The sequence below is a fragment of the Terriglobales bacterium genome (assembly GCA_035567895.1).
In the GTDB taxonomy this organism is placed as follows: Bacteria; Acidobacteriota; Terriglobia; order Terriglobales; family Acidobacteriaceae; genus Gp1-AA112.
The window spans coordinates 1-26,037 of record DATMPC010000114.1 but is presented as its reverse complement, the minus strand read 5'-3'; the positions used below and the strand labels follow the sequence as shown (position 1 = coordinate 26,037).

23 protein-coding genes are annotated in these 26,037 nt (G+C 56.0%); 11 read left to right on the top strand and 12 right to left on the bottom strand.

What is annotated here, in order from left to right:
• Nucleotides 1-493: 493 nt before the first annotated feature.
• Complete coding sequence (locus VNX88_24820; protein HWY71914.1) at nt 494-790, top strand: hypothetical protein; 297 nt, start codon at nt 494-496, stop codon at nt 788-790.
• Between the two features lie 332 nt (nt 791-1,122).
• Nucleotides 1,123-2,598: a multicopper oxidase domain-containing protein gene (locus tag VNX88_24815; GenBank protein ID HWY71913.1), complete on the top strand. Its 1,476-nt coding sequence runs from the start codon at nt 1,123-1,125 to the stop codon at nt 2,596-2,598.
• A gap of 471 nt (nt 2,599-3,069) precedes the next feature.
• On the opposite strand, the gene VNX88_24810 is transcribed toward VNX88_24815, so the two are convergent.
• From VNX88_24810 to VNX88_24790, 5 genes are all read right to left on the bottom strand, one after another.
• Nucleotides 3,070-3,951: an aldo/keto reductase gene (locus VNX88_24810; GenBank protein HWY71912.1), complete on the bottom strand. Its 882-nt coding sequence runs from the start codon at nt 3,949-3,951 to the stop codon at nt 3,070-3,072.
• Nucleotides 3,952-4,148: 197 nt separating this feature from the next.
• Complete coding sequence (locus VNX88_24805; protein HWY71911.1) at nt 4,149-4,658, bottom strand: hypothetical protein; 510 nt, start codon at nt 4,656-4,658, stop codon at nt 4,149-4,151.
• 184 nt (nt 4,659-4,842) lie between these two features.
• The gene (locus VNX88_24800) at nt 4,843-6,375 is read right to left on the bottom strand and encodes an efflux transporter outer membrane subunit (GenBank protein ID HWY71910.1); all 1,533 of its coding nucleotides are present in this window, start codon (nt 6,373-6,375) and stop codon (nt 4,843-4,845) included.
• Nucleotides 6,372-7,595, bottom strand: a complete 1,224-nt coding sequence (locus VNX88_24795; GenBank protein ID HWY71909.1) for an efflux RND transporter periplasmic adaptor subunit — start codon at nt 7,593-7,595, stop codon at nt 6,372-6,374. Before VNX88_24795 ends, VNX88_24800 begins: the two co-directional genes overlap by 4 nt.
• A 29-nt stretch (nt 7,596-7,624) precedes the next feature.
• On the bottom strand, nt 7,625-10,783 hold the full coding sequence (locus VNX88_24790) for an efflux RND transporter permease subunit (protein ID HWY71908.1): 3,159 nt from the start codon (nt 10,781-10,783) through the stop codon (nt 7,625-7,627).
• A 320-nt stretch (nt 10,784-11,103) separates the two neighbouring features.
• Here VNX88_24790 and VNX88_24785 point away from each other — a divergent pair, with 320 nt between their 5' ends.
• The gene (locus VNX88_24785) at nt 11,104-11,739 is read left to right on the top strand and encodes a hypothetical protein (protein ID HWY71907.1); all 636 of its coding nucleotides are present in this window, start codon (nt 11,104-11,106) and stop codon (nt 11,737-11,739) included.
• Here VNX88_24785 and VNX88_24780 read toward each other — a convergent pair.
• A complete protein-coding gene (locus tag VNX88_24780) occupies nt 11,706-12,074 on the bottom strand; it encodes a hypothetical protein (protein HWY71906.1) in 369 nt (122 codons plus the stop codon). The two genes, VNX88_24785 and VNX88_24780, sit on opposite strands and share 34 nt — an antisense overlap.
• Nucleotides 12,075-12,202: 128 nt before the next feature.
• On the opposite strand from VNX88_24780, the gene VNX88_24775 reads away from it, so the two are divergent.
• Nucleotides 12,203-12,538, top strand: coding sequence for a hypothetical protein (locus VNX88_24775; GenBank protein ID HWY71905.1), 336 nt, complete (start codon nt 12,203-12,205; stop codon nt 12,536-12,538).
• 1,705 nt (nt 12,539-14,243) lie between these two features.
• Here VNX88_24775 and VNX88_24770 read toward each other — a convergent pair.
• The gene (locus VNX88_24770) at nt 14,244-14,864 is read right to left on the bottom strand and encodes a DNA starvation/stationary phase protection protein (protein HWY71904.1); all 621 of its coding nucleotides are present in this window, start codon (nt 14,862-14,864) and stop codon (nt 14,244-14,246) included.
• A gap of 295 nt (nt 14,865-15,159) precedes the next feature.
• Here VNX88_24770 and VNX88_24765 point away from each other — a divergent pair, with 295 nt between their 5' ends.
• The 5 genes from VNX88_24765 to VNX88_24745 all read left to right on the top strand — a co-directional run bounded on the left by VNX88_24765 (nt 15,160) and on the right by VNX88_24745 (nt 17,772).
• Nucleotides 15,160-15,633: a DoxX family protein gene (locus VNX88_24765; protein ID HWY71903.1), complete on the top strand. Its 474-nt coding sequence runs from the start codon at nt 15,160-15,162 to the stop codon at nt 15,631-15,633.
• A gap of 9 nt (nt 15,634-15,642) precedes the next feature.
• Nucleotides 15,643-16,122 carry a MarR family transcriptional regulator gene (locus VNX88_24760; GenBank protein ID HWY71902.1) on the top strand — a complete coding sequence of 160 codons (480 nt, stop codon included), beginning with the start codon at nt 15,643-15,645 and terminating at the stop codon, nt 16,120-16,122.
• A gap of 14 nt (nt 16,123-16,136) precedes the next feature.
• Entirely contained in the window at nt 16,137-16,841 is a 705-nt protein-coding gene (locus VNX88_24755; GenBank protein HWY71901.1) for a pirin family protein, read from the top strand.
• A gap of 181 nt (nt 16,842-17,022) precedes the next feature.
• The gene (locus VNX88_24750) at nt 17,023-17,331 is read left to right on the top strand and encodes a type II toxin-antitoxin system prevent-host-death family antitoxin (GenBank protein ID HWY71900.1); all 309 of its coding nucleotides are present in this window, start codon (nt 17,023-17,025) and stop codon (nt 17,329-17,331) included.
• Nucleotides 17,332-17,334: 3 nt separating this feature from the next.
• Nucleotides 17,335-17,772, top strand: coding sequence for a putative toxin-antitoxin system toxin component, PIN family (locus VNX88_24745; protein ID HWY71899.1), 438 nt, complete (start codon nt 17,335-17,337; stop codon nt 17,770-17,772).
• On the opposite strand, the gene VNX88_24740 is transcribed toward VNX88_24745, so the two are convergent.
• Genes VNX88_24740 through VNX88_24720 form a run of 5 tightly spaced genes read right to left on the bottom strand, consistent with a single transcriptional unit; the run spans nt 17,769 to nt 23,452 of the window.
• On the bottom strand, nt 17,769-18,584 hold the full coding sequence (locus VNX88_24740) for a formate dehydrogenase accessory protein FdhE (protein HWY71898.1): 816 nt from the start codon (nt 18,582-18,584) through the stop codon (nt 17,769-17,771). The genes VNX88_24745 and VNX88_24740 overlap by 4 nt on opposite strands.
• Nucleotides 18,581-19,249 (bottom strand): formate dehydrogenase subunit gamma, encoded by a 669-nt coding sequence (locus VNX88_24735; GenBank protein ID HWY71897.1) that lies wholly within the window; start codon nt 19,247-19,249, stop codon nt 18,581-18,583. Before VNX88_24735 ends, VNX88_24740 begins: the two co-directional genes overlap by 4 nt.
• Complete coding sequence (fdxH, locus tag VNX88_24730; protein HWY71896.1) at nt 19,246-20,139, bottom strand: formate dehydrogenase subunit beta; 894 nt, start codon at nt 20,137-20,139, stop codon at nt 19,246-19,248. The genes VNX88_24735 and fdxH overlap by 4 nt, the downstream gene beginning before the upstream one ends.
• A 10-nt stretch (nt 20,140-20,149) precedes the next feature.
• A complete protein-coding gene (gene fdnG / locus VNX88_24725; protein ID HWY71895.1) occupies nt 20,150-22,822 on the bottom strand; it encodes a formate dehydrogenase-N subunit alpha in 2,673 nt (890 codons plus the stop codon).
• 48 nt (nt 22,823-22,870) lie between these two features.
• Entirely contained in the window at nt 22,871-23,452 is a 582-nt protein-coding gene (locus VNX88_24720) for a twin-arginine translocation signal domain-containing protein (GenBank protein HWY71894.1), read from the bottom strand.
• A 397-nt stretch (nt 23,453-23,849) separates the two neighbouring features.
• Here VNX88_24720 and VNX88_24715 point away from each other — a divergent pair, with 397 nt between their 5' ends.
• Together VNX88_24715 and VNX88_24710 are read left to right on the top strand one after the other, a co-directional pair.
• Nucleotides 23,850-24,914: a multiheme c-type cytochrome gene (locus tag VNX88_24715; protein HWY71893.1), complete on the top strand. Its 1,065-nt coding sequence runs from the start codon at nt 23,850-23,852 to the stop codon at nt 24,912-24,914.
• Nucleotides 24,915-25,405: 491 nt separating this feature from the next.
• The coding region (locus VNX88_24710; GenBank protein HWY71892.1) for a hypothetical protein at nt 25,406-26,037 on the top strand (632 nt) is incomplete at its 3' end.

Here is a 26,037-nt window from a genome sequence, read left to right as displayed (position 1 = left end):
GAATCCTGCGACACGGCGTCAGTCAATCAGTTGACACATGAACGCCGGCCAGAGAACCTCCGCGCACCGCACGCCGCTCCGCCCTTAGCGAAATTCGACGTTTTGAAGGCTTTTGCGCTAAAGACAGAGCCCAGCTGTCCCGTCCTCGCAGTGGAATGGAACGTGCAACATCCCTACCAGCCGGGACCAAGAATCCTGGTCGATACACGGGAGCCGAGCGGCCTCCTCCCTCGGTGTCTTGGCTCGGCTCCCCTGTCAAAGCGGTGTGGACAGCACCAGGCGATGGTTTGTTCAGGCTGCGTTCACTCAACAAGCATGGTTGGACTTAGAGGCATTTATATGACACGCAAACTTCTGGATATTTTGCTGATCTTGGCTGTAGCCAGTTTTTGCTCGCTGGCAGGGTTCGCTCAGGCGCCGGCGAAGCAGGTGGCCACCATTCACGTTCGTCTTCGAAGGCGCGATTCTGCCTCCAGGTACTTATGAGGTTGACATGATGGATTCAGGCATGCTGCTACTTGTCGATTCGAAGCACATGCCTGTCCAGGGAGAAGCAGCGACGCTTCCATTGCCACTGAAAGACACTCCGAAATCCGCGGAACTTATCTTCGTCGACTCCCCCGAAGGCTGCACGCTCGTGGAAGTTCGCACGCAAAAAGAGCGGCGATTGCTCACCTCGGACTATGGTCACGGGAGGTTTATCGGGCAGCAACTTCGCACCGTGCCGATCACTGCCGTGGCGGAAAAGTCGGCCCCGGTTCGGCAACAGGTTTCGACTCAAGGTCGTTGAGGAAGACGAGAAGTCGTCACGATCAGTCCTGAATTGCAGCGTGGGCCGAGACGACAATACTACTGATGACGGTCGCGTGCCATTTTGGCGAAGGCTGGGATTGCAACAGGCTGTCTGGAGCAAGGAAAAGATTCCTGATATTGTCATCCCTTCGACTGCCGCGAGACTTTCAGCACCATCAACTCTGCGATCTTGCGGTCGAAGGGATCTGCTGTTTGCTTATTCCCGCGAAAAAGCAGATCCCCCACTCCGCAAAATCAGATTGAGGCAGAAGCCCACGAGCGTGGCGGCGGAGCGGGGGATGACAGTATGAGCTGATTCGGCGCAAAGCCATGAAAAAGTTCGTTCAAAAACTCGCACGCTCTGCATCGCTGGCGATGATTGCTCTGCTTGGCGCAGCTGCAACCCGGCAGGATCGCATCCTGTCAGAACTACCTGAAGCGACGATCCCCGTGAGGCTGACGGCAGTATCAGATCCCGTCACAGGTAAGTCTGCATTTGGATATGCGGACAAGGACATCCCACCGGTGATTCGTGTCCAGCCTGGAAGCACCGTGAATGTGGAATACACGAATCACCTTGCTGTGCAATCGAAAGAAAAGTGTCTGGATCTTCCGTGCATGAACATGACGAATCTTCACTTCCATGGATTGCACGTTTCGCCTAACAAGCCACAGGACGATGTTCTTACCATGATGGCCATGCCTGGAGAGACTTTGCACTATGCGGTCCAAGTACCGGCAGAACAGGCCCCGGGACTCTACTGGTACCACACTCACCCCCATGGAGAGAGCTACCAGCAGGATCTCGACGGCATGTCCGGCGCCATCGTCGTTGAGGGTATCGATCGATATGTGTCCGAAGTAGCGAACATGCGCGAGCGAATTATGGTGCTGCGCGATCTTGTTCTGCCCAGCGATGCCGCCGACAAAAACAAAGTGATGGAAGCAGTCTCGATGCAGACCACACAGTGCGGCACTGCTCCTGAGGATCCAGAACGGGCGTTTACTGTGAACGGAACCTTGCGCCCGCAAATCGACATCGCGCCGGGAGAGCGTCAGTTTTGGAGAATTGTGAACGCCAGCCCGGATCGTTATGTCGATCTGGAACTGGATTCAGAACCGCTGGGAGTGGTTGCACTGGATGGCATGCCACTCGCCTACCACGATCCGTCGACTCTAAAGCGGTCGATGAAGCACGTGCTGGTTCCACCAGCAGGGAGAGTGGAGGCAATCGTCACTGGACCGCCAGTGGACTCTCACGCCGCTTTGCGCACAAACTGCTTCGACACAGGCCCGGACGGCGATTCCAATCCCGCAATGGTTCTGGCCGATATCGTCCCGGCGAAGGCGTCGAGTCCCCCGGCTCATCACTCGCTGCGTGGCGCACCTGTCCATATGGTTTTCTCGCCCACGGTCCTTAAGCGCGTCGAAGATACTGAACCGAAATTCGTAGTCAACTTCACGGAAGACAAACAGGGCTTCTACATCAACCAGCAGAAGTTCCACATGAACGATGCCCCCATGCTGACGGTGCATGTCGGTTCGCTGCAGCACTGGCGCGTCGAGAATCTGTCCAAAGAGGTACACCCGTTTCACATTCATCAGGTCCACTTCCTGGTGTACGCCGTCGGGAATAAGCGACTGAAAGATCCGGTATGGCTCGACACCGTTGACGTCCCATACGGCGGCTCAGTGGACCTGGTGATGGATTTCACCGATCCAATCATCCGCGGCATGTCGCTCTTCCACTGCCATCTGCTGAATCATGAAGACAAGGGCATGATGGCGAAGATCTTGTTCAAGTGAGTTCTGCCCAGGGTGGCGAACAACGTACGACTTCGCCATCAGCTCTGAATCCAAGCAGCTTAATAGAGGACATAATTGCCAAGGATCGTTCGTCTTCAAGAGATGGGTAGGGCTGGAGGTGGTGAGGAGCAAGAGAGCCGTCAAAGCAGTCAGCAAGGCTCGGTAGAGAGGGAAGCGGAGCTGCGCCGTTCAGGTTGCTTTGTCCGGCTTCAGCGGAGCCTTGTTTTCGATATGCACTTATTAAACACTGTCATCCCTCAGAGCCGCTGCGGCATCGTTCATGAGCCCAAGAACTTAAAAGCGGCTTTGGGGGATCTGCTGTTTGCGTCGAACTGAAAAAACAGCAGATCCCCCGCGCCGCAAAACCAAGCTTCGAGGTACCACCAACGTCGCGGCGGCGCGAGGGATGACAGTTCTTGAAGAACTCCATCCCCCATAATTCCGTGCCGAAGGCCAGCCCTCTTCCGTTCCTTATCGCGATGCGACCAACTGCGGAACACCTGCGAGGCTCTCGTACTCTTCATCCGTGAGCTTCAGCGAGGCAGCCGCGACATTCTCCTCGAGATGCTCGACCGAGCTGGTTCCCGGAATGGGCAGAATAAGGGGGGAGCGGCGCAGGAGCCAGGCTAATGCGACCTGCTTCGGAGTTGCCTGATGCGCCTTCGCGATTTCGTTCAGCACATCTCCGGCGACCTTGCCTGCCCCGAGAGGAAACCATGGAATAAATGCGATTCCATTGCTTTCACAATAGTCCACGACGTAGTCCCATTCGCGGTCGGCGAAGCTGTACCGGTTTTGGACAGAGGCAATGGGAACAATCCTGCGTGCACGCTCAATATGCTCCCTGGTCACGTTCGACAATGCGACCACTCGAATCTTCCCCTGGTTTCGCAGCTCGGCCAGAGTTTCAACCGAGGCATCAAAGGACACGACCGGATCCGGAGTGTGGAGCTGGTAGACATCGATGCGGTCCACTCTCAATCTCTTGAGGCTGCCTTCCACTGCCTTACGCAGGTGAGCAGGAGTCGCGTCATGGGTCCACTGATTTGGGCCTGGACGGTTCCAGCCGCCCTTAGTTGCAATCACCAGTCCTTGGGGATAAGGAAACAGGGCTTCGGCAATTAATTCTTCACTGACGTTGGGACCGTAAGAATCCGCGGTATCGATGAAGTTGACGTCCAACTCTACCGCGCGGCGCAGAACCGCGAGCGCTTTGTTACGATCCCGCGGCGGACCCCAGATACCTTCCCCCGTGAGGCGCATCGCTCCAAAGCCAAGGCGATGGACCGAAAGCTCGCGTCCGAGAGAAACCTTTCCAGCTAAGCTTGCAGAAACTTCTTTCTTATTCACCATAACCTCCATGAAGTAGTAGTTTCACATCTTGCGCTGATCCCAGAGCCGCTCTTAAGTCTAGACTCAAACTGGAATCCGCGGGTTTGCCCAAGTGAGTATCGGAATACGTCGAACGTTCTCTCCTATCGTACGAGTCTCATAACAGGAAATAAGTCTGCCCATCTTTCCGAATAATTCCCCTTGTGGGAGAGCCATGGTTAGATGGCCTTCTCGTTGGCTCTAACTGTATGGACGTCGTTGTGATAACCGCTCCCGTTGAGTCCTGCCGCTGGCGGCGGATTTTCAGGCTGTGGGGCGTCTGGCGTCTGGCTCATTTGTTCTGCCAGCATGTCATGCAGGCTGCTGAGTACCTGAAACTGCATCATTGCTAACTGGTATGCCTCTTTGCAGAGGTATTCGCCCTGGTCCTCGGTAATCTTCTTTTGCTGCACGGCCTCAGCGATTTGACTCACTTCAGCATTGAAGCCTTGAGCGGTCGAAGCCATCGCTTGTTCGTACTCATTGAGAAGGTCGGCTGGTCCCAGCGGTACCGGTGTAGGAATTGCAAGAACGTCTGCCAACTCTGCGGCATCGCGATCGTGAACGCCAGTCAGTATCGGTGGCGTTGGAGTGGCTCCTTCCTTACTCAATCCATGCACTTGGGCGGACGCTGCGAATGGGGTTGTGATCAATGCCAGGACGATCGTTAGAATCCGATGGTTCTTCATTTTTTATTGATTCCTTTCTGTTGAAACTGCCGTCGCTTCGCGACATTCAGTGTCCTAAGGGCAAATGGCGTGCCATTCGGAAGAGATTGAAAAGTCACGTAGTCAAGACCACAACAAACGCAAACGGTGTCGGCATCTGGACATCTCTGTCAATCTGGAGTTGGGGCTGGATGAACCCTGTTATTTAGCTCGAAGCTTTTTTCCCGATGGCCTGTTGATGTTCTTGTCCCACAAGCTTCCCGCAACATTCCGGACGTTGAGGAAGGCTGGAGCTGTCCCATCCTCCACCGAGAGCCTGGACCAACTGGACGGCCGCAACCATTCGCCGACCGAGAATGTTCACGGCCGTAACTTCGTCGGCGAGAGCCGCACTTTGAGCAACGGTCACTTCCAGATAGCTAGTGACGCCGCCGTTGTACCGCTGGACGGAGAGGTCCAGGGACTTCTGCGCAGCGACCACTGCCACATGCTGAGTCTCAGCCTCCTTTTCCAGAATGCGCAGTGCGGCGAGATTGTCTTCCACTTGCTGGAAACTGGTGAGCACGGTTTCGCGATAGGAAGCGACCGTTTGATCATGAGCCGCAATGGCCTGGTCAGAGGCTGCGTGGCGTCTGCCTCCATCAAATATCGTGTATAGCGCCGACGGCCCTACCGCCCACAATGCGCTCGGACCGGACAACAGTGTCGTAATGGAACCGCTCTCAAATCCTCCGGCGGCCACGAGGTTCAAAAGGGGATAGTAGGCGGCCTTGGCGACACCGATGCGGGCGTTCGCGGCCGCCACAAGTCTCTCAGCGGACGCTATGTCGGGACGGCGCTCGAGCAGCTCCGACGGCATTCCTGCCGGAATTGCAGGCGGCGGCGTGCGCAGCGGCAGAGGCGGAAGGCTGAAGGATGCCGGAGGTTTGCCGATCAGAATGGCAACGGCATGCTCGAATTGGGCCCGGAGCACACCGACATCGATTGCCTGAGCACGCGTTGTTTCAAGCTGCGTCCTGGCCTGCTCGACTTCAACCTCGGAGCCAACTCCGCCTCGAAACCGGTCCTCATTGAGTCGCAGCGCCTGCTCATACTGAGCGACGGTGGAGTTCAGAAGTTGTTCCTGCGCGTCGAGGCTGCGCGCCTGGAAGTAGAAAAGAGCCAGTTGCGCGTGCATACTCAAGTTCACTGTTGCCAGATCGGCCGCACTAGCTTGCGCCTCTGCTCGAAAAGATGCCACGTTGTTGCGAACGCGTCCCCAGGCGTCGATCTCGTACGACAGTTCAAGTGGCAGTTGGATGTCGGTGGTCGTCTTACCATTGGAAATAGCGCTTTGAGCTGGACGGTTGCTCGAAACTCTCCCGCGTGTCACTGATGGAGCGGCGGTGATCGTAGGGAAGTAGTCGGCGCGGTTGTAGCGGAGCAGCGCACGAGCCTGCGTGTATTGAGCCTGCGCGATCTTCAAGTTTTGATTAGAGACATTGACTTGCTCTTCTAGCGCATTCAGTTGAGGATCTTGGAATATTTCCCACCAATTACCGCCAAGCTTCTGCTCACTGGGCTCAGCAGCTTTCCAGTTGCCAACCTCTTTATAAGCCGGCGGAACATCGACAGGCGGACGTTGGTACTTCGGCCCGACTGCACAGCCACTAAATAAGATTGCAGTAGCAATGCAGATACTTCCCAGGCTGAGATTCCGGATTTGAATTCCAGGCCTTTTATCGCGACGTGAGTTCATTGCCCACCTCCTGTTATTGCGGCTGGCTGCACCACTTGTACCTTTTGTCCAGTGACGATGGAGTCTGGCGGATTGGAGATGACCGGATCGTTGCCGGTCAGGCCAGAAACAATCTCAATTTGGTCCCCGAAGTCGCGGCCAGGAGTAACCGCAGTGAGCACGGCGTTACCATTCTTCACGACTGCGACCTGCAATCCTTGCGAACGAAATATGAGAGCCGAGACTGGCAACAGGTACGAGGAGCCCTGTCCATCGACCTTCAGATGGACCTGGGCGTAAGCGCCCGAGAGCAGCTCGCCGCCAGGATTGTCGACGTCGATTTCCACAATCAGCGTGCGAGTTGCGACGTTAATGGCCTCTGAGGTACGCACCAGCTTGCCCTGAAATTTTCGTCCGGGAAACTCGGCCAAAGTCAGATCTGCCGTCATGCCTGGTTTGGCGTCCTGCGAGTACTGCTCCGGAACATTCACGTAGACACGAAGCTTGCCCGGCTGAGAAATGTGGAAAAGATCGGTCGATACTCCTCCGCTGTTGCCAGAGGCGATCAGCGCTCCGATATCCGTATTGCGTGCGGTAATAATTCCGTCAAAGGGCGCATAGATTTTCTCGAACGATTGCAGAACCTCAAGCTGCTTCACATTTGCCTGGTCGGCTTCGACGATTGTCCGGTTGGCGTTGTAAGTGCCTACGGCGTTATCGACATCCTGTTGTGCCACTGCATGCGTAGCCAGCAAACCCTGGTACCGATTCTTCGTGATTTCCGCGAGCTTGAGATTAGCCTGGGCAGTAGCAAGATTGCTGCGCGATTGCTCCAACTGCTGGTCCACTTCGGGAGTGTCGATCTCCGCCAGCAACTGTCCCTTTTTGACATGCGCCCCGATGTCTACATACCAGCGTCTTAGATAACCGTTCGTGCGTGAGTAAATTGGAGCACTCACGAAGGGCTGAACATTCCCTGGCAGCACGATCTCCTGCGCCGACGCCGAATGTTGCGGAGAGACCACCGATACTGATGGAACCGCCAACTGTGCGGTTTCAGCCTGCACCGTAGCGCCCTTGTGGCGGCGCGCGACAATGCCGAACGCGGCTACTCCAGCAAAGACAAGGAAAATCGCGATACCCGCGATCCAACCTCGTTCGGACCGTCGCTGAGGTTGCTCAGCGCTCAGTGTTGGTGCTTCTTGGGGAACATTGATTTCTGTTTGTGATTGCGTTGCCATAATTATTCCTATTCCGGTTCGGGAATCTCTTAATGTTGTTCTCCGGCCGCGTCTTGTTGCCGCAGACTGTGGACGACGCTGAAGACGGCGGGGACGAAGAAAAGCGTGGAAACAGTGGCGAAGAGCAATCCACCGATTACGGCGCGGCCCAAAGGAGCGTTCTGCTCTCCACCCTCTCCGAGTCCCAGCGCCATGGGCGCCATTCCGATGATCATCGCCAAAGCCGTCATCAATACCGGCCTAAATCGCATGTATCCGGCTTGCAGGGCTGCTTCAGCGGGGCTGCGTCCTTCACTCAGTTGTTCTTTCGCAAAGCTGACTACCAGGATGCTGTTGGCCGTTGCGACACCGACGCACATGATGGAGCCGGTCAGAGCGGGAACGCTGATGGTGGTTCCCGTCATGAACAGGAACCAGACAATTCCCGCCAGTGCCGCGGGCAAGGCCATCAGAATGATGAAGGGATCCAGCCATGATTGAAAATTCACCACGATCAGCAGGTACACCAGCGCGATGGCGAATACCAGTCCAGTCAGCAGGCCCAAAAAGGACGAGCGCATGGTCTGAATCTGGCCGCGAACGATAATTTTCGATCCACGTGGAAGTTCCTTCTGGCTGGCGTTGATGATGGAGAAGATGTCTTTCGATACTCCGCCCAGATCGCGGCCCTGAACGGAACCGAAGATATCAATCACCGGAGCCACGTTGTAGTGCGAAACCACGCTCATGTCTGAAACGCGGGTCACGGAAGCGAGGCTGGCAAGAATTGAAGGCGGCGCAGTGCCTGTGCCCGTTACGGGAATGTTGTTCAGATCCTGGAACGACTGAACGCGATACTGCGGCGTCTGCGTTGCGATCGAGTAGCTCACGCCATTCTTCGGGTTCAGCCAGAAGGTAGGCGAGGTTTGAGAACTACCGCTGAGGGTCACCAACAGGTTGGTCGCAACGTCTCGCTGGGTATATCCGATGTCGGCCGCCTTCGTGCGATCCACATCGATATGCAGCTTCGGCTGATTGAAGGTCTGCTGAATGCGCAGATCGGAGGTTCCTGAAACTTCCTTAACGCGTGCCAACAGTGTATCGGCAAATTGCCGATTGGCTTCCAGATCGTTGCCCACGACTTGAATGTCGATTGGCGCGGGTAATCCAAAGTTCAGAATCTGCGTGACCATATCCGATGGCAGGAAGTAGAACGTGACACCGGGAAAATCCCGCGCCAACGTGAGCCTCAGGTCATGCACATATTTCGCGGTTGGGTGATGCTTTGGAGCAAGAGCGACGATGATGTCAGCGTCCTGCGTCCCCACCGGAGCCGAATTACTGTAAGAAAGATTGATTCCGCTATAAGGCAGACCGATGTTGTCGATGACTCCGGCAAATTCCTCGGCCGGTATCTGCTTGCGGATCTCGTTTTCCACGTGATCGCACAAGGCAGCAGTTTCTTCAATCCGCGTTCCGGTCGGGGCACGCAGGTGCAATGTGAACTGGCCACTGTCCACTGCGGGGAAGAAGTCTTGTCCCAGCCACGGCAGTAGAGCGAAAGAGAGAAAACAGGCCAACAGAAAGCCACCCACAAAAATGCGACGATGATTGATGAATGTCTCGAGCAGCCCACGATAGGCGCTGCGGATACGCTCGAACCCACGCTCGAACCAGGCTTGAAACCGCACGAATGGGTTCCTGCTGGGTTCATGTCCACTTCCCTCCTCGTGTGCCTTGAGGAAGTACTTGGCCAGAGTAGGCACGAGCGTCCGCGAAAGCAGATAGGAAGCCAACATGGCAAATACCACAGCCTCTGCCAACGGCACAAACAGATAACGCGCGACACCAGTTAGCAGGAACATCGGCACAAACACGATGCAAATGCTGAGCGTCGAAACCAACGCGGGTATCGCGATCTGCTGCGCGCCATCGAGAATGGCTTCTTCCAATTCCTTGCCTTCGCTGAGGTAGCGATGGATGTTTTCAATGGTTACGGTTGCATCGTCCACTAGGATTCCAACGGCGAGCGCCAACCCGCCAAGCGTCATGAGATTAATGGTCTCGCCCAGTGCGCTAAGCGCAGCGATCGAAGACAGAATTGAAAGAGGAATCGAAATCGCGATGATGACAGTACTGCGCCAGCTTCCAAGAAACAGCAGAATCATGGCCGCCGTAAGACAGGCAGCGATGAGCGCCTCACGCACCACGCCGGTGATGGCTCCGCGTACAAAGACAGATTGATCTCCCAACATGCGAATCTGCAGATCCCGTGGGAGCGTGTTCTTCACGCTGGGCAAGAGCTGCTTGATACCGGCGATAATGTTCAGAGTTGAAGCATTGCCGATCTTTTGGATCGTCATGAGCGTCGAGCGCCGGCCGTCCACCCGCACGATATTGGTTTGCGGCGGGAAGCCATCTCGAACGAACGCGACATCATGGATGTAAATCGTCCTGGTCCCAACGATCTTGATGGGGAGATCGTTCAGCCCCTGGATCGTCGTGGGGCTTCCGTTCATGTCGACGTTGTATTCAAACGCGCCGATCTTCGCAGTTCCTGTAGGCAGAATGAGATTTTGTGCGCTGATTGCATTCACTACATCCAACGGAGACAGTCCATTTGCCTGAAGTGCAGTGGTGTTTAAGTCCACTTGAACCTGTCGCTGCTTGCCGCCGTACGGGTAAGGGATAGCAGTTCCCGGCACCGACGTGAGCTGAGGCCGGATGAAATTCAATCCGTAATCATTCAACTGTTGCTCGGAAAGCGATGGGCTGGAGAGCGCAAGCTGCAGAATCGGAACGCTGGATGCGCTGTAAGTAATAATCAGCGGCGGTGTCGTCCCCAGCGGCAACTGCTTGAGCTGAGTCTGCGATTGGCCGGCAATCTGCGCAATCGCCGTGCTGATATTCGCGCCGGGATGGAAGAACACTTTGATCACGGCAACGCCGTTCAGGGACTGCGATTCCAGATGCTCGATGTCATTGACCGTCGTGGTTAAGTTGCGCTCCTGAAGGCTGATAATCCGATTCGCCATGTCCGTCGGTGCCAGACCCGTGTAGTTCCAGATAATGCTCACAACGGGAATGTTGATATTCGGAAAAATGTCCGTGGGAGTGCGGAGTGCAGCGAGCGTTCCCATGATTAAGATCAGAATCGCCAGCACTACGAACGTGTAGGGCCGCCTAAGCGCGAGCCTAACAATCCACATAATTACCTCGTAACCTTCAAGTTGAATCGATATCCAGGGTCGCCCGGTGCGAAGGAGTTGGGCGAAACGCTTCGTTCTTTAGGAAAGCACTTGAGTTGCCAAGCTTGTGTTTGAAACAGGGCGGGTAAAGTAATTGAATAGTGGCGGTATTTTAGACAGCAGGACTGACTACGACAGTAAGCCATCACTTCGCAGTGACACGTGTCGAAACTTTGACGCTATAGTTCGATGGACCCAAGGAATTCATTCGCGTAATCGCATCAATAACTTGCGGCCAAAACACCGGCTGCTCCGCTCAGGGGTATGATCGAAGGATGCCCATGAATCAGAAATGCCCAGTCTGCAAGGGCCGGCGGACAGACGGAAACGGTAGAACGTGCCAGCAATGCGGAGGCACAGGAGAAGTCAGGCCACGCTCGGATGAGCGCGAAGAGCAGGTACATGTTCCATATCCGCACCGGCCCGCGCAGCAAAAGGAAAAATCGTTACGCAAGCGCTTGATCAGTCCGATCCGGCAGGTCGCGCCAGTCCCCGAAGTCCAATGGTTGGACTTGGACACAGCAGCCTCCGTCGAAGTGACTTCCGAGGATCCGCAGCATCCAATCGAAGGAGCCCTGGTGAGAGAGGATAAACGAGGATGGCGCGCGTCGGAAGCAGGCACGCAAACCGTAAGGCTAATCTTCGATCAGCCCCGGAATATTGAGCGCATTGAGTTGGCATTCGACGAGCACGAGGCAGCGCGCACACAGGAGTTCGTGCTGCGATGGATGCCCAATACGGGACAGCCGCATGAGATCGTTCGCCAGCAGTGGAATTTTAGCCCTCCAACCACCGTGCATGAGGCTGAGAACTGTTCCGTCCGGCTCTCTGGAGTGAGCACGCTCGAGCTAATCATCACTCCCGACATCAGCGGCGGAAAAGCTCACGCCTCGCTATCGCAATTACGTTTAGCTTGACGGGAGCGCCGTCGTCGCTCTTCTGTGAAGGCGAGCTCATATCGATGGCGGCGTCTAGTGCGGAGCGTAGCGACGACAATCAGGCCAAGATACGCTAACGCCGGCAAGCCGCCTGCAAAGAATTGTCCCCAATGCTTCGCACGGGGACGCATCCGGAGGAACCGGGCCATGTAGGCAATGATGAGCAGTATGTGGGCGACGCCACCGACGAACACCATCAGCGTGTCAGGCCGGCGCACATGGCCAGTGTGCGTGAGAATCCAAAACTCTCCCGCCCGGGCCTGGATTAGATGAGTAACGAACAAATTGAGGAAGTTCCAGAACGTAGCGAGCATAATCCCGCGCCAAAACCCCATGCACTGTGTCGCCGTGTGAGTACAACAACAGCGACATAAATCAGCGACTGAAGCAGGTGCGACGGCGTAGCTGTGGAACAAAGACGGCCGATAGAGTCAGCGCAAAGATGAAGAGTCCAGCCGCGACGGGAATTCACAACTGGATCTCGCAATCCTCCCCTGTCTCCCCACAGCCGCTCCCGAGCAAAGCCAAACTCAAGCTGCGAGCAAACCGCACCCCCGCTACGGCAGGGGGTTCTGACCTCACTTCACCCGATCACCCGATCTCTCTGCTGGTTCTGGCCGGCTACAGCCGCAAGAGTGCTCTCCAGCACCCGTTCCAGGAACTGCTTTCGTTGTTCGGCGGCTCTCACACGGCCAGAGAGACTGGCGAGGAACTCAAGGTCAACCGACTCCGGATCGCGCTGCAACTGACAGCACTGGTCGAACAATTTCCGTTTTAGGTGCGCCGCAAGAACCCTCAGCTCGGCGAGTTCGCAAGCGGCTTTCCTGGCATCGATCAATGGGGGAACCGACATTGCCTGCCTCCCGGGGAAGATCGTTGCTTGCTGATTTTCGAGGTGAACGAGGCAAACAAGAGAGCCAACGTCCCCGAATGCCTCCCGGCCATCTCACGTAGGACGCCAACTTATGCCAGCGTGTTGCTGCCAAAGTTCGGTGCACTGAGGCACTGGGAGCCCCGGCGTCCACGCAACCGGTGTTGCCCTGGCTAATCCCTAATTGCTAATTGCTTGTTTCTGAAAGGACTAAGGCATTCGGGGCCAAGTGCATTAAGGTTCCCGATTAAGGAATCGAATCTTTCGTACTAAGGTGAAATTCTCAGGATGGACGGCGATTCCGATTCACTGCTAATTCGCTGATCAGGCGCTGAACAGTGAATTAACAGCGAAAATATCAGCAAATTTAACAGTGAAAACGAATTTTCGCGCGAAACCCGCATAAACACTGGGGGTACCGGAGAGGGGCAGTGAATTAACAGTGAAATTGCAGTGAATGCCAAGACTCGTGAAGCATAAGACCGTCATCGTTCTGCGCCTCCCTTTCTTGTAAGCGGAGCAAAGCTGCGAAGCTCCGGACGACGAGCTGCGAAGCGATTGTCGATCTCCTCTTCCGTGGTACCCCGACTCGCTGGACGAAGTCAAGGTTCTTACCGTCGCTCGCTGTGGAAATTAAATTCAGGGGATGGGGACAGGTCGTTGTTGCTTTGCCGTTGCAGTTGGTTTAGCCAATCGACGATTGCTGTTCCTTCTCGAAACTCGAAACCTGAAACGCTGTTTGTCGTCTGGCCGTTCACTTCACCCGATGGCCCGATCACCCGATTCTGTTCGCCGATCCGTCGTTAACTTCACCCATCCGCTACCGCGAACGGTTCTGACTTCACTTCACCCGATCACGTCCTGAGCGGAGCGAAGGATCTGCTGTTGCTCGTTGGCTGGTGACTGGCCGCGATTTACTTCACCCATTCTGATTTCGTGACCTTCGCCGTTTCCGTAGCCTGCGCTGAGCAAGGCCGAATGGGTGACCGGAGCCTGCCCTAAGCGCAGTCGAACGGGTGTTCGCTCTAGCTGTTGCCGTTGCTTGGCTGTTCACTTCACCCATCCGCTACCGCGAACGGTTCTGACCCTGTCCCCTGGTTCTCCGTTGGCTGTTCACTTCACATCCTGAGTCCGCCGCGGCGGAAAGGATCTGCTGTTGGTCCTCTGTCTTCTCTGTCCTCTGTAACCTGTCCCCTGTTCCCTATGTTGACGGCAAATCATTCAATATCGGGAAGTTCCGTTTTGATAAATCGAGATTACCTCCCGTCTGTTCCCGGGATTTTCACTGTGTCATGCTGCGTATTGCTTCCACACCGTGTCATCCTGAGGCGTGATTTTCGCCGAAGGACCTTGCGGTTGGGGTTCGTGTTGGGTTTGAGGTTGGTTAGGGCAAAAGGCAAAAGCAACGGCAAAAGCAAACGCAAGGTCCTTCTGCCAACACCAGGCCTCAGGATGACACAGTGTGGAGGCCTCAGGCAGGCCACGGGAACGGAGGAGGTCTATCAATCGGTCTCAGCCGATTGCTCGTGAGTCAGGTACAGCTCAGTAGAGACGCGGTATGCGTCTCTACCGACATGCTCATTCTTGAACAATCTTCCTGCAGAGGACTGGTTCAGGCTGCGCCGGCCGTGACTTGCTTCACCTGCACAAGGGGCACGTTCACCAGGTGCTCACTCACAAACCAGACTTGCAGTTCGTTTCTGCGCAGGACCTCGCTAATCAGAAGGTCATTGGTTCCGTCGTCTCCTAATTCGGATGCGCGGCGAGCCAGCTTGCGCACTTCACCAATAATCACCTGGTGTGCATCGAGCAGCCGGGAGAGTTGCACCGGCACCACTTCGCGTCCGCGAGGAGGACGATCGATCTGAGTGGTTTCCGCAACATCGTGGGCCATCGCAATGCTGACGCCACCGAGCAGCTGGATGCGTTCCGCTATCGAGTCCACGAGTTCTGCTTGCTCGTCGTAATGCTTATCGAAAAGAAGATGGAGTTGGTAGAAGGTCGGTCCTGCAGTTTGCCAATGGGATTTCTTATACAAATCGCGAAGCGTCATGGTGTCAGCGAGCACTTGATTGAGCTGCGCCGTCATTTCAAGTCGGACCGGCTCTTCCAGTTCGAGCGGCAGTAGATGATTCACCGTTCCGTAGGCCTGAAGTTCATTGGCACTCTGATGCAACCTGGGTTGGGCGCTGAGCTTGGCAGTCGGACGATGATTGTTCCGTTTCGAGGGCATTGAAACTCCTTTCACAAATCGCGTCCTACATTCTATGCCGTGGCCTCCCGTCGCGAAGCCAAGCACTCTCTTTCGGTGATAAGTCGCGCCCAGCAGTTGCGAAAAATTTGTCGAATCCTCGTTGTTTCGGCATAGCTAGCCACCTCGGCTTTTGCAAACCCTGTCCCCGGAACTCTTTGTTCTCATATACCTCCATGAAAAGAATCTTTATATCGAGATATATCATCTGATGGTTATTCTGATTCGGCTGCCCTGAATCAGGACAATTTCGACGCCTTAAATAAGGAGGCTGTTCATGCTTCGCAAATTGATTTCGACCGAAAACAGTACTGCAATCACCGTTCTTCGTTTAGTTGTTGGCATCGTCTTCTTCGCTCATGGAGCCCAGAAGATGTTGGGGTGGTTTGGCGGCTATGGCTTTACCGGGACAATGGGTTTCTTTACCGGAGCCATGCACATTCCAGCCGTGCTTGCCTTTCTGGCCATCGCTGCCGAGTTCTTCGGTGGACTGGGACTGATCTTCGGTTTCCTCACCCGCATCGCCGCATTTGGGATCACGGTCAACATGCTGGTCGCAATAGCAATGGTTCACGCTCAATTTGGCTTCTTTATGAATTGGGCAGGTACGCAAAAGGGAGAAGGCATTGAGTACCACTTACTGACGCTGGCGGCCACGATCTTCCTGATGATCAAGGGAGGCGGCGCCTTCTCGATTGACCGCGCACTCTCTGCGACTGGTTCGAGCGTGGCGGCACGCCAGCGCGCCTGAGGGATCACGATGACCAAGAGCGCAGAGATCGACGCGGCGAAGCTTTGGCTGGTCCTCTCTAAAGCTCATCGCGCGATGAAGGCATTGGCTGAGCAGAGCATCGTTGGCACCGGACTTGGCTTCACCGACTTCATGGTGCTCGAGGCCCTGCTCCACAAAGGTCCGATGACGATTACCGAAATTCAGAGCAGAGTGCTGCTTGCGAGCGGATCCATGACGGCCGCGATAGATCGTCTGGAAAAAAACGCTCTGGTGACACGCAACTTCACCGCGGCTGACAGACGTGCGCGAGTGATTGAACTAACCGGAGAAGGCAGGCGCGTAATCCAGACGAGTTTCAAGCAGCACCTCAGGGACCTTGAGTCGGCAACCACACCCTTGAACGAAGAAGAGAGGCGGCAACTCTATCTATTGATTAAGAAGTTAGGTCTGCGCGCGGAAGAGGTAAGGGATAAGGGCGAAAAAAAGAAGTTGGTTGAAAGTTTGTAAGGGAGGTTAGAAACATGATCACTATTCGTAAAAGCGAGGAGCGCGGCCATGCCGATCATGGCTGGCTGAACTCATATCACACGTTTTCATTCGCAAATTACTTCGATCTCAAGAACATGGGATTTCGCAGCCTGCGCGTAATCAATGAAGACCGGGTAGCTCCGGGACAAGGATTCGGAACTCACGGGCATCGCGATATGGAGATTCTCAGCTACGTGCTCGAGGGGTCTTTGGCGCACCAGGACAGCATGGGACATAAAGAGGTGCTCGGTCCCAATGAGATTCAGCGCATGTCTGCTGGGAAAGGCGTGATGCACAGCGAGTTCAACGCGTCAAAGAGCGAGCCTGTGCACTTCCTGCAGATTTGGATCGAGCCCGCGACTACCGGAACTCCTTCCAGCTACGAGCAGATCGCGTTCAATCCTGAGGAGAAGAAGGGAAAGCTCAAGCTGCTGGCCGGCCCAAAGGCCGGGAATGGCGCGTCGAAGATCAATCAGGACGCCAAGGTCTTCGTTTCCGAATTAGGAAAGGGCGATTCCGTTTCCTATGACCTCGGCACAGAGCGATATGCCTGGGTACATGTGATTCGGGGCGCTGTGACTCTGAATGGGAAGACTCTTCAGGGCGGCGATGCTGCGTCCGTGAGCGACGAAGCATCGTTGACGATAACTGGTGAGAATGAGCAGTCAAGCGAGATACTGTTGTTTGATCTTGCCTGATTAAACGAAACATCTGATCCATGGAACGAGGCGCACTGCAAGCGATTGCGCCTCCTCTTTTTTGATGCGGTAGTTTCAACAAGTTGCGACTCTTCCAAAAGTGCTCAAGTGAAGCAATAAAAAAAATAGTCCACTATTGCATCTGCTGCAACTACAATAGTTGCGAGTGATGAAGAATTAAATGACCGAAAAAGTTTCCACTATCGATGTGCGTCAACGGATCGGCGATCTGCTAAATCGCGTGGCTCTACGAAATGATGAGTTCATCATTGAGCGGAAGGGCAAGCCTCTCGCTGCATTGGTGGGGGTCGAACGCCTGGAGCAGATGAGGCGATTTGCGCAACGCAACGCTCTTGAACTGTTGGAGCAACAGAAACCCAGCCCTTTGACTGATACGCAGGCAGCAAAGCTGGCAGCGGAAGCCAAGCTATGGTCCCGCCGGCGGACATCAAGGCCGCGCCGCAAGTCAAAGGACGGCAAGGCAAAGTAGCGCGTGCTCCGCGCCGTTCTGGATGCAAATGTCTTTATAAGCTCCGCGATTCGTCCTGAGGGACCGCCTGGAGCGATCATTGAACGGTTCCTGCGTCACGGTGCCTTTGAGTTAGTGTTGTCGCAAGCTATTGTCGACGAAGTTTTGCGCGCCCTCAAATATCCGAAAATTCGTAAATATCTTAGTCAAGCTTTCGATACTGAGCGATGGTTCGAGGATATTGTGGTTCTTTCCTACTTCGTCGCCGGCAAGTACGGGATTACACCCGTCAGCAAAGATCCTGACGACGACAAGTACATAGCGGCAGCACTTGAAGGTCGCGCCGATTTCATCGTCGCAGGCGATTCAGATTTGTTGAGCATAAAGCAATATCAACAGGTCCGCATTGTCAGCCCACGGGCGTTTCTGGATCTGCTGAGCGGTGATGCCGTTCCTCTTTAAATTCCCAACAAATTAGCGCGCAACTTGACGTAGTCGTGCTCCTGCGCCCACAGGTTCAATGGAATCGTGGCCAGTTCGTCCACTACTGGCACGGCGTGACCGTTCTTGGTTAGATCAACGGTTTTGATGTAGTACCGGCACGTGTCGCAGGCTTCGACGCGGACATGCTCGAATTGCGTCGCGGTATAAACTGCGAGTTTGTCCACTGTCTCTTCGCCACACGCTGGGCACACGATTCTGCGGAACGCCCATTCCGTCGCACACCGCGAACAAATCAAAGATCGCTTGGCTCCATCGCCTTCCGGTCTTAGCACGCCCACCAGCGGACGCGCATTACAGACCGGACAAATTGCGAGAGTCTCGCCGCGAGGTTGGGGCGAGCTGCGGTCCGCGAGAAACTCTGCGAGTGGTTGCAGGAACATCGACGCCAGCAGCGCTTCTCCGTCACCGGCAGCAGGCTGAAAATCTGGAGAACTCCACCATGAAGAGGTGAGAGAGTCCCGCCAACCAGGCACGCCCTGCGATTGGAGGTTGCTCGCCGAAGCGCGAATAGGACCGGGCGCGATCGTCTGGATTCGCGAGAGGAAGACTCCAAAGCTCGGCAGGATTGGATCGAGATTCAGGTCAGTGTCGAGGAGAGCGTTTTCGCGTGCATCGAGAGTTCCGCCGAACAATCTTTCGAACGAAAAGTAGAGTTCGCGCTGCAACATTGCGACTTCTTTATAGAAGCGCAGCACCTCTTCTGCAAACGGATGGGTCTCCGCCAACCTTTCAGCGCGCTGAATGCGCTGATCCCACTTCGAAAGCTTCATCGCTCTCGTCGTTGGCCCGTTATCTTTTCGTACCACAGGCGGTGGTGATGCCGGGCCCATTCACTCGTTACCTCGCCGCGGACGATCGCGGTATAGCTGCCACGAACCATGGCCGTGCCCATGTAAATGTGAATGATAAAGGCGCCGATCGTGGCCAGTGCGGCGATCACGTGGACCGTGATCGACAAGTGGCGGAGCCATGCCGGAATCGACTCCACAAACCACAATCCCAAACCGGAAAGCAGCAACAGGATGCCGCCCCACAGCATCACCCAGAAGAATATCTTCTGGCCCCAGTTGAAGCGTCCGATGGCGGGAAGCTTTTCGTCCTGGTTCTCGACGTAGTACTTTACCGACTTCTGCCACTGGCGGTCAGCATCGGTGATGGTCAGATCTGCCAGCCACATCTTCACCATCCATATGCAGCCGGCGACGTAAACCAAACCGACCCAGGGATGCCAGAAGCGGGCGGTAGGACCGCCGCCCACTATGGTCGCCATCCAGTACAAATAAGGTGACCAGAACGCGAGGCCTGTCCATAGGCAATAGGTATAAGCGAAAGCGGTTATCCAGTGGTTCACTCGCTCGGCGAACGTGTAGCGCAGGACGCGGCCGCCGCGGCTTTCTGCAGTGAGAGTTGGCGATATGGTTTGGCTTGTGCTCACGGCCGGCCTCCGCGTTCTTTGTCTTCCTGCTCACGCGCGATCTTCGGACCAAAACGGAGGTAGTGCAAACAAACGCCGAGTATTCCGCCCGCCAATGCCAGGTTGCCGATCCACTTCGCCGGACCCTTCCACAGACGCACAATCAATGGCACGTGAGGATCTTTAGGCAGGCCGCCGTACGCTTCGGGATTCGTGACGTCGTGGAGAACGTAGATCACGCCAGTGCCTCCCACGCCGGGCGGATCGTAGACTCCAGCCTTGTCGAATCCGAAGTGATCGCGAAGCTGCTTTGCACGTCCTTCCGCGATTCCGACCATGTCTTCCTTGGTGCCAAAGTGCAGGCATCCGGTCGGACACGACTTAATGCACGCCGGCTCCAGCCCCTCGTTGACGCGGTCAGAGCACAGCGTGCACTTGAACATCTTTTTGGTGCTGGGATTGAACTTCGGAATGTCGAAGGGACATCCGCTCACGCAGTAGCCGCAGCCGATGCAGTTCTGCTGTTGAAAGTCCACGATGCCATTGGAGTACTGGACGATGGCGCCGTCGGCCGGACAGGCCGCCAAACAGCCCGGATCGGCACAGTGCATGCATTGATCTTTGCGCATCAGCAGCATCGTGCTGCCATCTTCGCGCTCGTGCTCGTTGAACTTGATCAGATTCCAGTAGTTCCATGCAGTTTCGGGCATGGTCTGGTAACTGTTGTCGAAGTGGGTCTCGCTGAAGCTGTACCCATTCCACTCCAGGCATGCCACCTCGCACGCTTTGCAGCCGATGCAGGTTGTGGTATCGATCAGCTTGCAGACCTGCTCCGCGCGCTCCACGTTCGCGCCCGGCACCGGCCCGGGATGACCTGAGATCTTGCGGATTTGTAGTGTCGCCTGGCTCATCCTCAGTACCTCATGCCTTCTCGAGCTTCACCAGGAAGCCCTTGAATTCGGGTGTGTACGCGTTAGGGTCAGTCACCGTCGGTGTGAGGCGGTTAAGGAGGGTGCGGGCATTGCGGTCAGCGTCTTCCTGAATGCCGCGAAATCCTTGATGGATAGGAATCCCAATTTGGTACACCATCTTGCCGTCCACCGTCATCGGCTTGATCCGTTTGGTGACGAATGCTTTCGCAACGTAGTAGCTGCGCGCGCTTGTGACTTTCACGTTGTCGCCGCCCTTGATGCCCAGGTTGTTCGCGAGTTCGACGGGGATCTCGACAAACGGCTCGGGAATCAGCTGCACATTCACTGGATTGTTCTTTGTCCAATAGTGGTAATGCTCTGTCAGGCGATACGTTGTGCAGACGATGTCGAATCCATCCTTCGGCGTCCCATATTTGTCCGCCGGCGTGGTGAACTTCTTCACCACCGGATTGTTCTGCTGATTGGGATGCAGCGGATTCGAAATCGGGCTCTCAAAGGGCTCGTAGTGCTCCGGGAATGGACCATCAGCAAAGGCCGCCAGCGGCGCAAAGATGCGGCCCACTCCTTCGGCATTCATGATGAACGGACCCATGTGGTCCTTCGGATTCGAATCAGCCTTGAAGTCGGGAACGTCGTTTCCAACCCATGTCTGCGTGGCTTCGTTCCACCAGATCTGCTTGCGATCAGGGTCCCAGGGCTTGCCGGACACATCGCAGGAGGCACGGTTGTACAGGATGCGTCGATTCGCCGGCCATGACCACGCCCAATTCTGATAAACCCCGAGACCGGATGGGTCTTCGGTGCCGCGACGCGCAAGTTGCGGTCCCGCTTCGGTCCAAGATCCGCAGTAGATCCAGATCCCGCACGATGTGGTGCCGTCGTCCTTCAGCCACGCGAAGCCGGGCAATTGCTGCCCGGCCTTGATCACTTGCTGCGTCTTCGGATCGGTGAGGTCGGCAAGCGCCTTGCCGTTGTACTCTTTGGCGACCTCAGACAGCGATGGATGCTGCGGATCCGTGTACTTCCAAGTCAGATTCAAAATGGGATCGGGGAACTTGCCCCCGTCGCTCTTGTAGAGATCGCGAACACGCAGAAAAATTTGCGCCACGATGTCCTGATCGAGACGCGCCTGACCCGGTGGTGGTACCGCAATGTTCTTCCACTGCAGCCACCGCGAAGAGTTGGTCATCGATCCGTCTTTTTCGGCAAAGCCGGCACACGGCAAGCGATAAACAGTGGTCTGGATGCTCTTGGCATCGTCCGCACTGATGCCCGGCGAGCGCCAGAATTCGCTGGTCTCGTCGGGATAAATCTCGCCAACGACCAGCCAATCCGCTTTCTTGAGCGCTTCGATGTTCTTTTGCGAGTCCGGCCCAATCGCGACGCCGTTCATGCCGAAGGCAAACATACCCTGAACCTTGCCGCGGTACATGTTGTCCCACAGTTGCGTCCAGGAGTAGTTGCGGTCGATTTTGGGCATGTACTGGAAGGCGAAGTCGTTGTCTTTGGTCGCCGCGTCGCCGTACATCGCCTTGAGGTACGACACCGCAAACTTCGGCGTGTTCGACCAATAGTTGAACGAATCCCAGCTGTTCGGCTTGGAGGGCGTGGGAGTAATGCGCTTGAAATAGGTCTTCAGGTCGGCGTCGGTCGGATTCGGTACCTTCACATATCCCGGCCAGATGTCGAACACCCCGCCCATATCGGTCGCGCCCTGAATGTTGGAGTGGCCGCGGAGAGCGTTCACTCCCCCGCCTGCACGTCCCACGTTTCCCATAATCAACTGCAGCATCGCCGCAGTTCGGATAATCTGCGTACCAAAAGTATGCTGGGTCCAGCCGACGGCATAGATCACGGTGCCGGCCTTCTTCATATCGCCGTCTTTGCGAATTGAAGTGTAGAGATCGGCGGCTTTCAGAAATTGATCTTTGGGAACGCCGGTAATCCGCTCAACCATCTCCGGCGTGTAGCGCGAGTACTGCTGTTTCAGCAACTGGAAGACACAGCGCGGATGCTGGAGCGTCAAGTCATACGCAACATTCGGCGGAAGAATCGGCGCAGGCTTTGGCGCTTCTGTCGCTTTCGCTCCAGCTGGACCCCCTGCCTGATTGCCCTGGCCATGCCCTCCCGGAGTCTGTGGGCCGCCCGGACTCGCCTGTTGCGGCTCGTATCCCGATTCGGAACCTTTGGGCTCAGGACGATTGTTTGCCGCGGCAACAGTTGGACCTGCCATAAGAGCAGCCGCCGCGGCGTGGCTCATGTCGCCGCCTTCCTGGTAGTTCCACGTCGACTTGTCGTAGACCTGAGTGGCCGGATCGAAGCCGGAATACAATCCATCCTCCGGCAGCTTAAATCCGTCCTTCACGATGAACGCGGCGTTGGTGAAGTTGACGAGATAATCCTTCGCGATGCGATTGTTGTCGATCGCGTACTTGATCATGCCGCCGAGGAAAGCGATGTCAGCGCCGGCGCGAATCTGGCAGAAGAGATCAGCAGTCGCAGCGGTGCGGGTAAAGCGCGGGTCGACCACGATCATCTTGGCGTTGCGAGTGCGCTTTGCCTCGATCGCCCACTTGAATCCGCATGGATGGTTCTCCGCAGGATTGCCACCCATGATCAACATCATGTCGGTGTTCTTTATGTCGGTGTAGCCATTGGTCATGGCTCCGCGCCCAAATGTTGGTCCCAAACTTGAGACCGTAGGGCCGTGTCAAACTCTGGCCTGGGTTTCGATGTAGCAGACCCCCAGGCTGCGCATGGCCTTGCCGACGAGATAGTTGAATTCGTTCGTGTCGGTGCATCCGCCGATCCAGCTGATCGTCTCGCATCGATTCACGGTGTGTCCCTGCGCATCCTGCTGAATGAAAGTGTCGTCGCGCGTCTTCTTTACGCGATGCGCGATCTCATCAATCGCCTGATCCCAGGAGATGTCGTCCCACTGGTACGAGCCAGGCCGGCGCACCTGCGGCTTCAGCAGGCGGCGCGGATTGAGGATGTCCTGTTCCAGCGACGCGCCCTTCGGACAAAGCGTTCCACGGTTGATCGGATGATCCGGATCGCCTTCGACATGGATCACCTGCGGCGTCACGTTTTTGGCCTTATCGCCGATCGTGTAGATAAGGACGCCGCAGCTTACCGAGCAATAAGGACACGTAGAGCGCGTTTCTGTTGCGCGTGCGATCTTCAGTGCGCGAACTTGCGCGTAGGCTGGAGTTAAGTCAAATCCAAAAAGGGAAAGGCCAGTTCCCGCCAGGGCACTGACCTTAAGAAAATCTCTGCGTGTAGCGTTCACGGCTGGACCTTCCTTTCGCAAGGGGGTTAGCGACTTAGGGTACGACGTCCTGCCTTCTTCTGGCGAACTGAAGGACAACCGACGCTACAACGAATCAGCCGTCAGACTCAGCGGGCTTATTCTCGGCTTCAGATCGAAGCCTGTCAACGTCGGGAGCCGGGCTGGTCCCGCGGAAATTGTTACGATTCTGTTAAGACGGTCAGATGTATCCGCTTGGTTTTGTTGGAAACTCAGGGTATTCATGCTCTGTGGAAGGCCTTACATGACCTGGTGCCGGTTAGGCAGAACTTGTCTTGTGATTGCGCTGGCAGGCGCCTCCTCTCCAACCCTGACCACCTCCGCGCCGACTTCACTGTCGGCCGCAGATCCCCACTCCAGCTCAAAGGGTCCTGCGACCATGGCTGAACAACTGAGCACGCGAGAGCGTTTGCAGAAACCTGGCTGGTGGCCTACGAAGGGCACATCACGCCGGGAGGAGTATGTGGGGTCTGCGGTGTGCGCGCAGTGTCATTCGGGAATTGCGGCAACACAACGGCAAACGGCGATGGCCCGCGCGGCCAGCCCTGCCATTGACTCCGAAATCCTGCGCGCGAACCCCCTACATTTTCAGCTTGGGCCCTATACCTATGACATAACTCGCGGCGGAAAGGCGCAGACGTATTCCATCGCGGACGCCAATCGCTCGATCTCCGGCCCTCTGGGCTGGGCGTTTGGAATTCGCATGGGACAGAGCTGGTTCTTTGACTATGGGTCGCGGACGTTCCTAGTGCCGATTACTTATTATCCGGACACGAAGGAATTTACTTTCACCGTCGACCAGCCCCATACTGCGCCGTCGTCGTTGGAGAAAGCCATTGGACGCCCTCTGACTCCCACAGAGGTGCGGGGTTGCTTCGACTGCCATACCACCGCCGGCGTGGTCGATGGTCGCGTCGATGCTCAGCGCGCGATCCCGGGCGTGACTTGCGAGGCATGCCATGGTCCCGGCGCGAAGCACGTCGCCGCGGCCAAGGAAGGGTTGATCGAGCAAATCGCGGGCCTGATCATGAACCCCGATCATCTGAATCCCGTCGAATCTGTGGACTACTGCGGCTCCTGCCACCGTACGTGGTGGGACGTGACTCTGAACGAATCACCGGGCCCGAAGTCTCTGCGCTTCCAACCGTACCGTCTGGAAAACAGTCGTTGCTGGGGCAAAGGCGATGCCCGAATTACCTGCGTTGCATGCCACGATCCCCATCATCCGCTAGTTACCGAAGCAGCTTCTTATGACGAGCGCTGCCTCGCTTGTCACGTCACGGAAGGAAAAATTACCACGGATCATCCCGGAGCGGCCTGCCCGACGAGCAAGAAGAATTGCGTCACCTGCCATATGCCGCAATACAAGGTTGAGGACATCCCGGTGAAATTTACCGACCACCAGATCCGCGTGGTTCGTGCGGGCATCCCAATTCCGGAATAGCAAGCGGTTAATGTTTAGGCGCATTATTCGCCCGTCAACTGTTGCCGGTTCATTGCGAGGACGCCTGTAGCGAGACCCGGCCATTTGCTTGGGAAGGACGAGAAATCGATGACGCGCAAAAATGTCAGGCCCGGAGGGCCGGTTGGCTAAACGTGAGCCCAGTCCCGGAAGGGCTGGGTAACGTGAAGATTTTGAAATCGAGCGCCGGGGGCGCGGCACTCACCCGAACAGATATTTTGGGTCATAAGAAATTCGCGCCTTCCTCAACATCGTCAGAAATTCCTGTTCGAGGCTCCTTTCTTGTGATGTTCGCGCTGATTCCGAATGTAGGCGATCACCGTGTCTATTTGCGATGCGCTCACGGCGAAGGCTCTGAAGCTATTTACCAGGCTGTCCTAGGCTATCCTTCTTTCTCTTGATTTTTTAGCGAATCGTTCTCCAGCTTTCTGGGTTAGCACCGAACAGCTGGATATGACCGGTAGGAGGAAACGATGCGCCGCCTGCCTCGCCTCGCTTTTGTCCCAATCTTCTGCGCCACCTTTTTGCTCGTCTTTTCACCTGCACGCGCGCAGGAGAGTGCCCAAAACAAAGACACAACGCTGACATCCGACGTAAACCTCGTCTCCGTGTACTTCACCGTGCGCGATTCGCACAAGCGCCTGCGCGACGATCTTGACCAGCAGCAGTTTCAAGTGCGTGAAGACGGCCGGCTGCAAACGATCAAGTTCTTCTCCCACCATTCGGATGTGCCGCTGAACGTCGGCGTCCTGCTGGATACCGGCACCAGCACGCCGAGCACGCTGGCGTTTGAGGCGGAGGCAACCAGCATGTTCGTCGAACGCGTCGTCAGGCCAACCGATCTGGCTTTCCTGGTGAGCTATGCCAATCGCATTGAGACGCTGCAGGTGCCAACCTCTGACGTAGCGCTGCTGAAAGACCAGGCGCAGACAATTCGCTCGACTGCGCCGGTGGAGATCTCGCTGCCCGTTGGACGGAACCCGTTTCCTGCTCCGCGGATGCCACTCCCAGGTGTTCCGATCCCCGGTGTTCCGACTCCGCAACGCAACCGTGACCGCCCGGCTCGCCTCTATGATTCAGTGCGCTTCTCGATATTTCATTACCT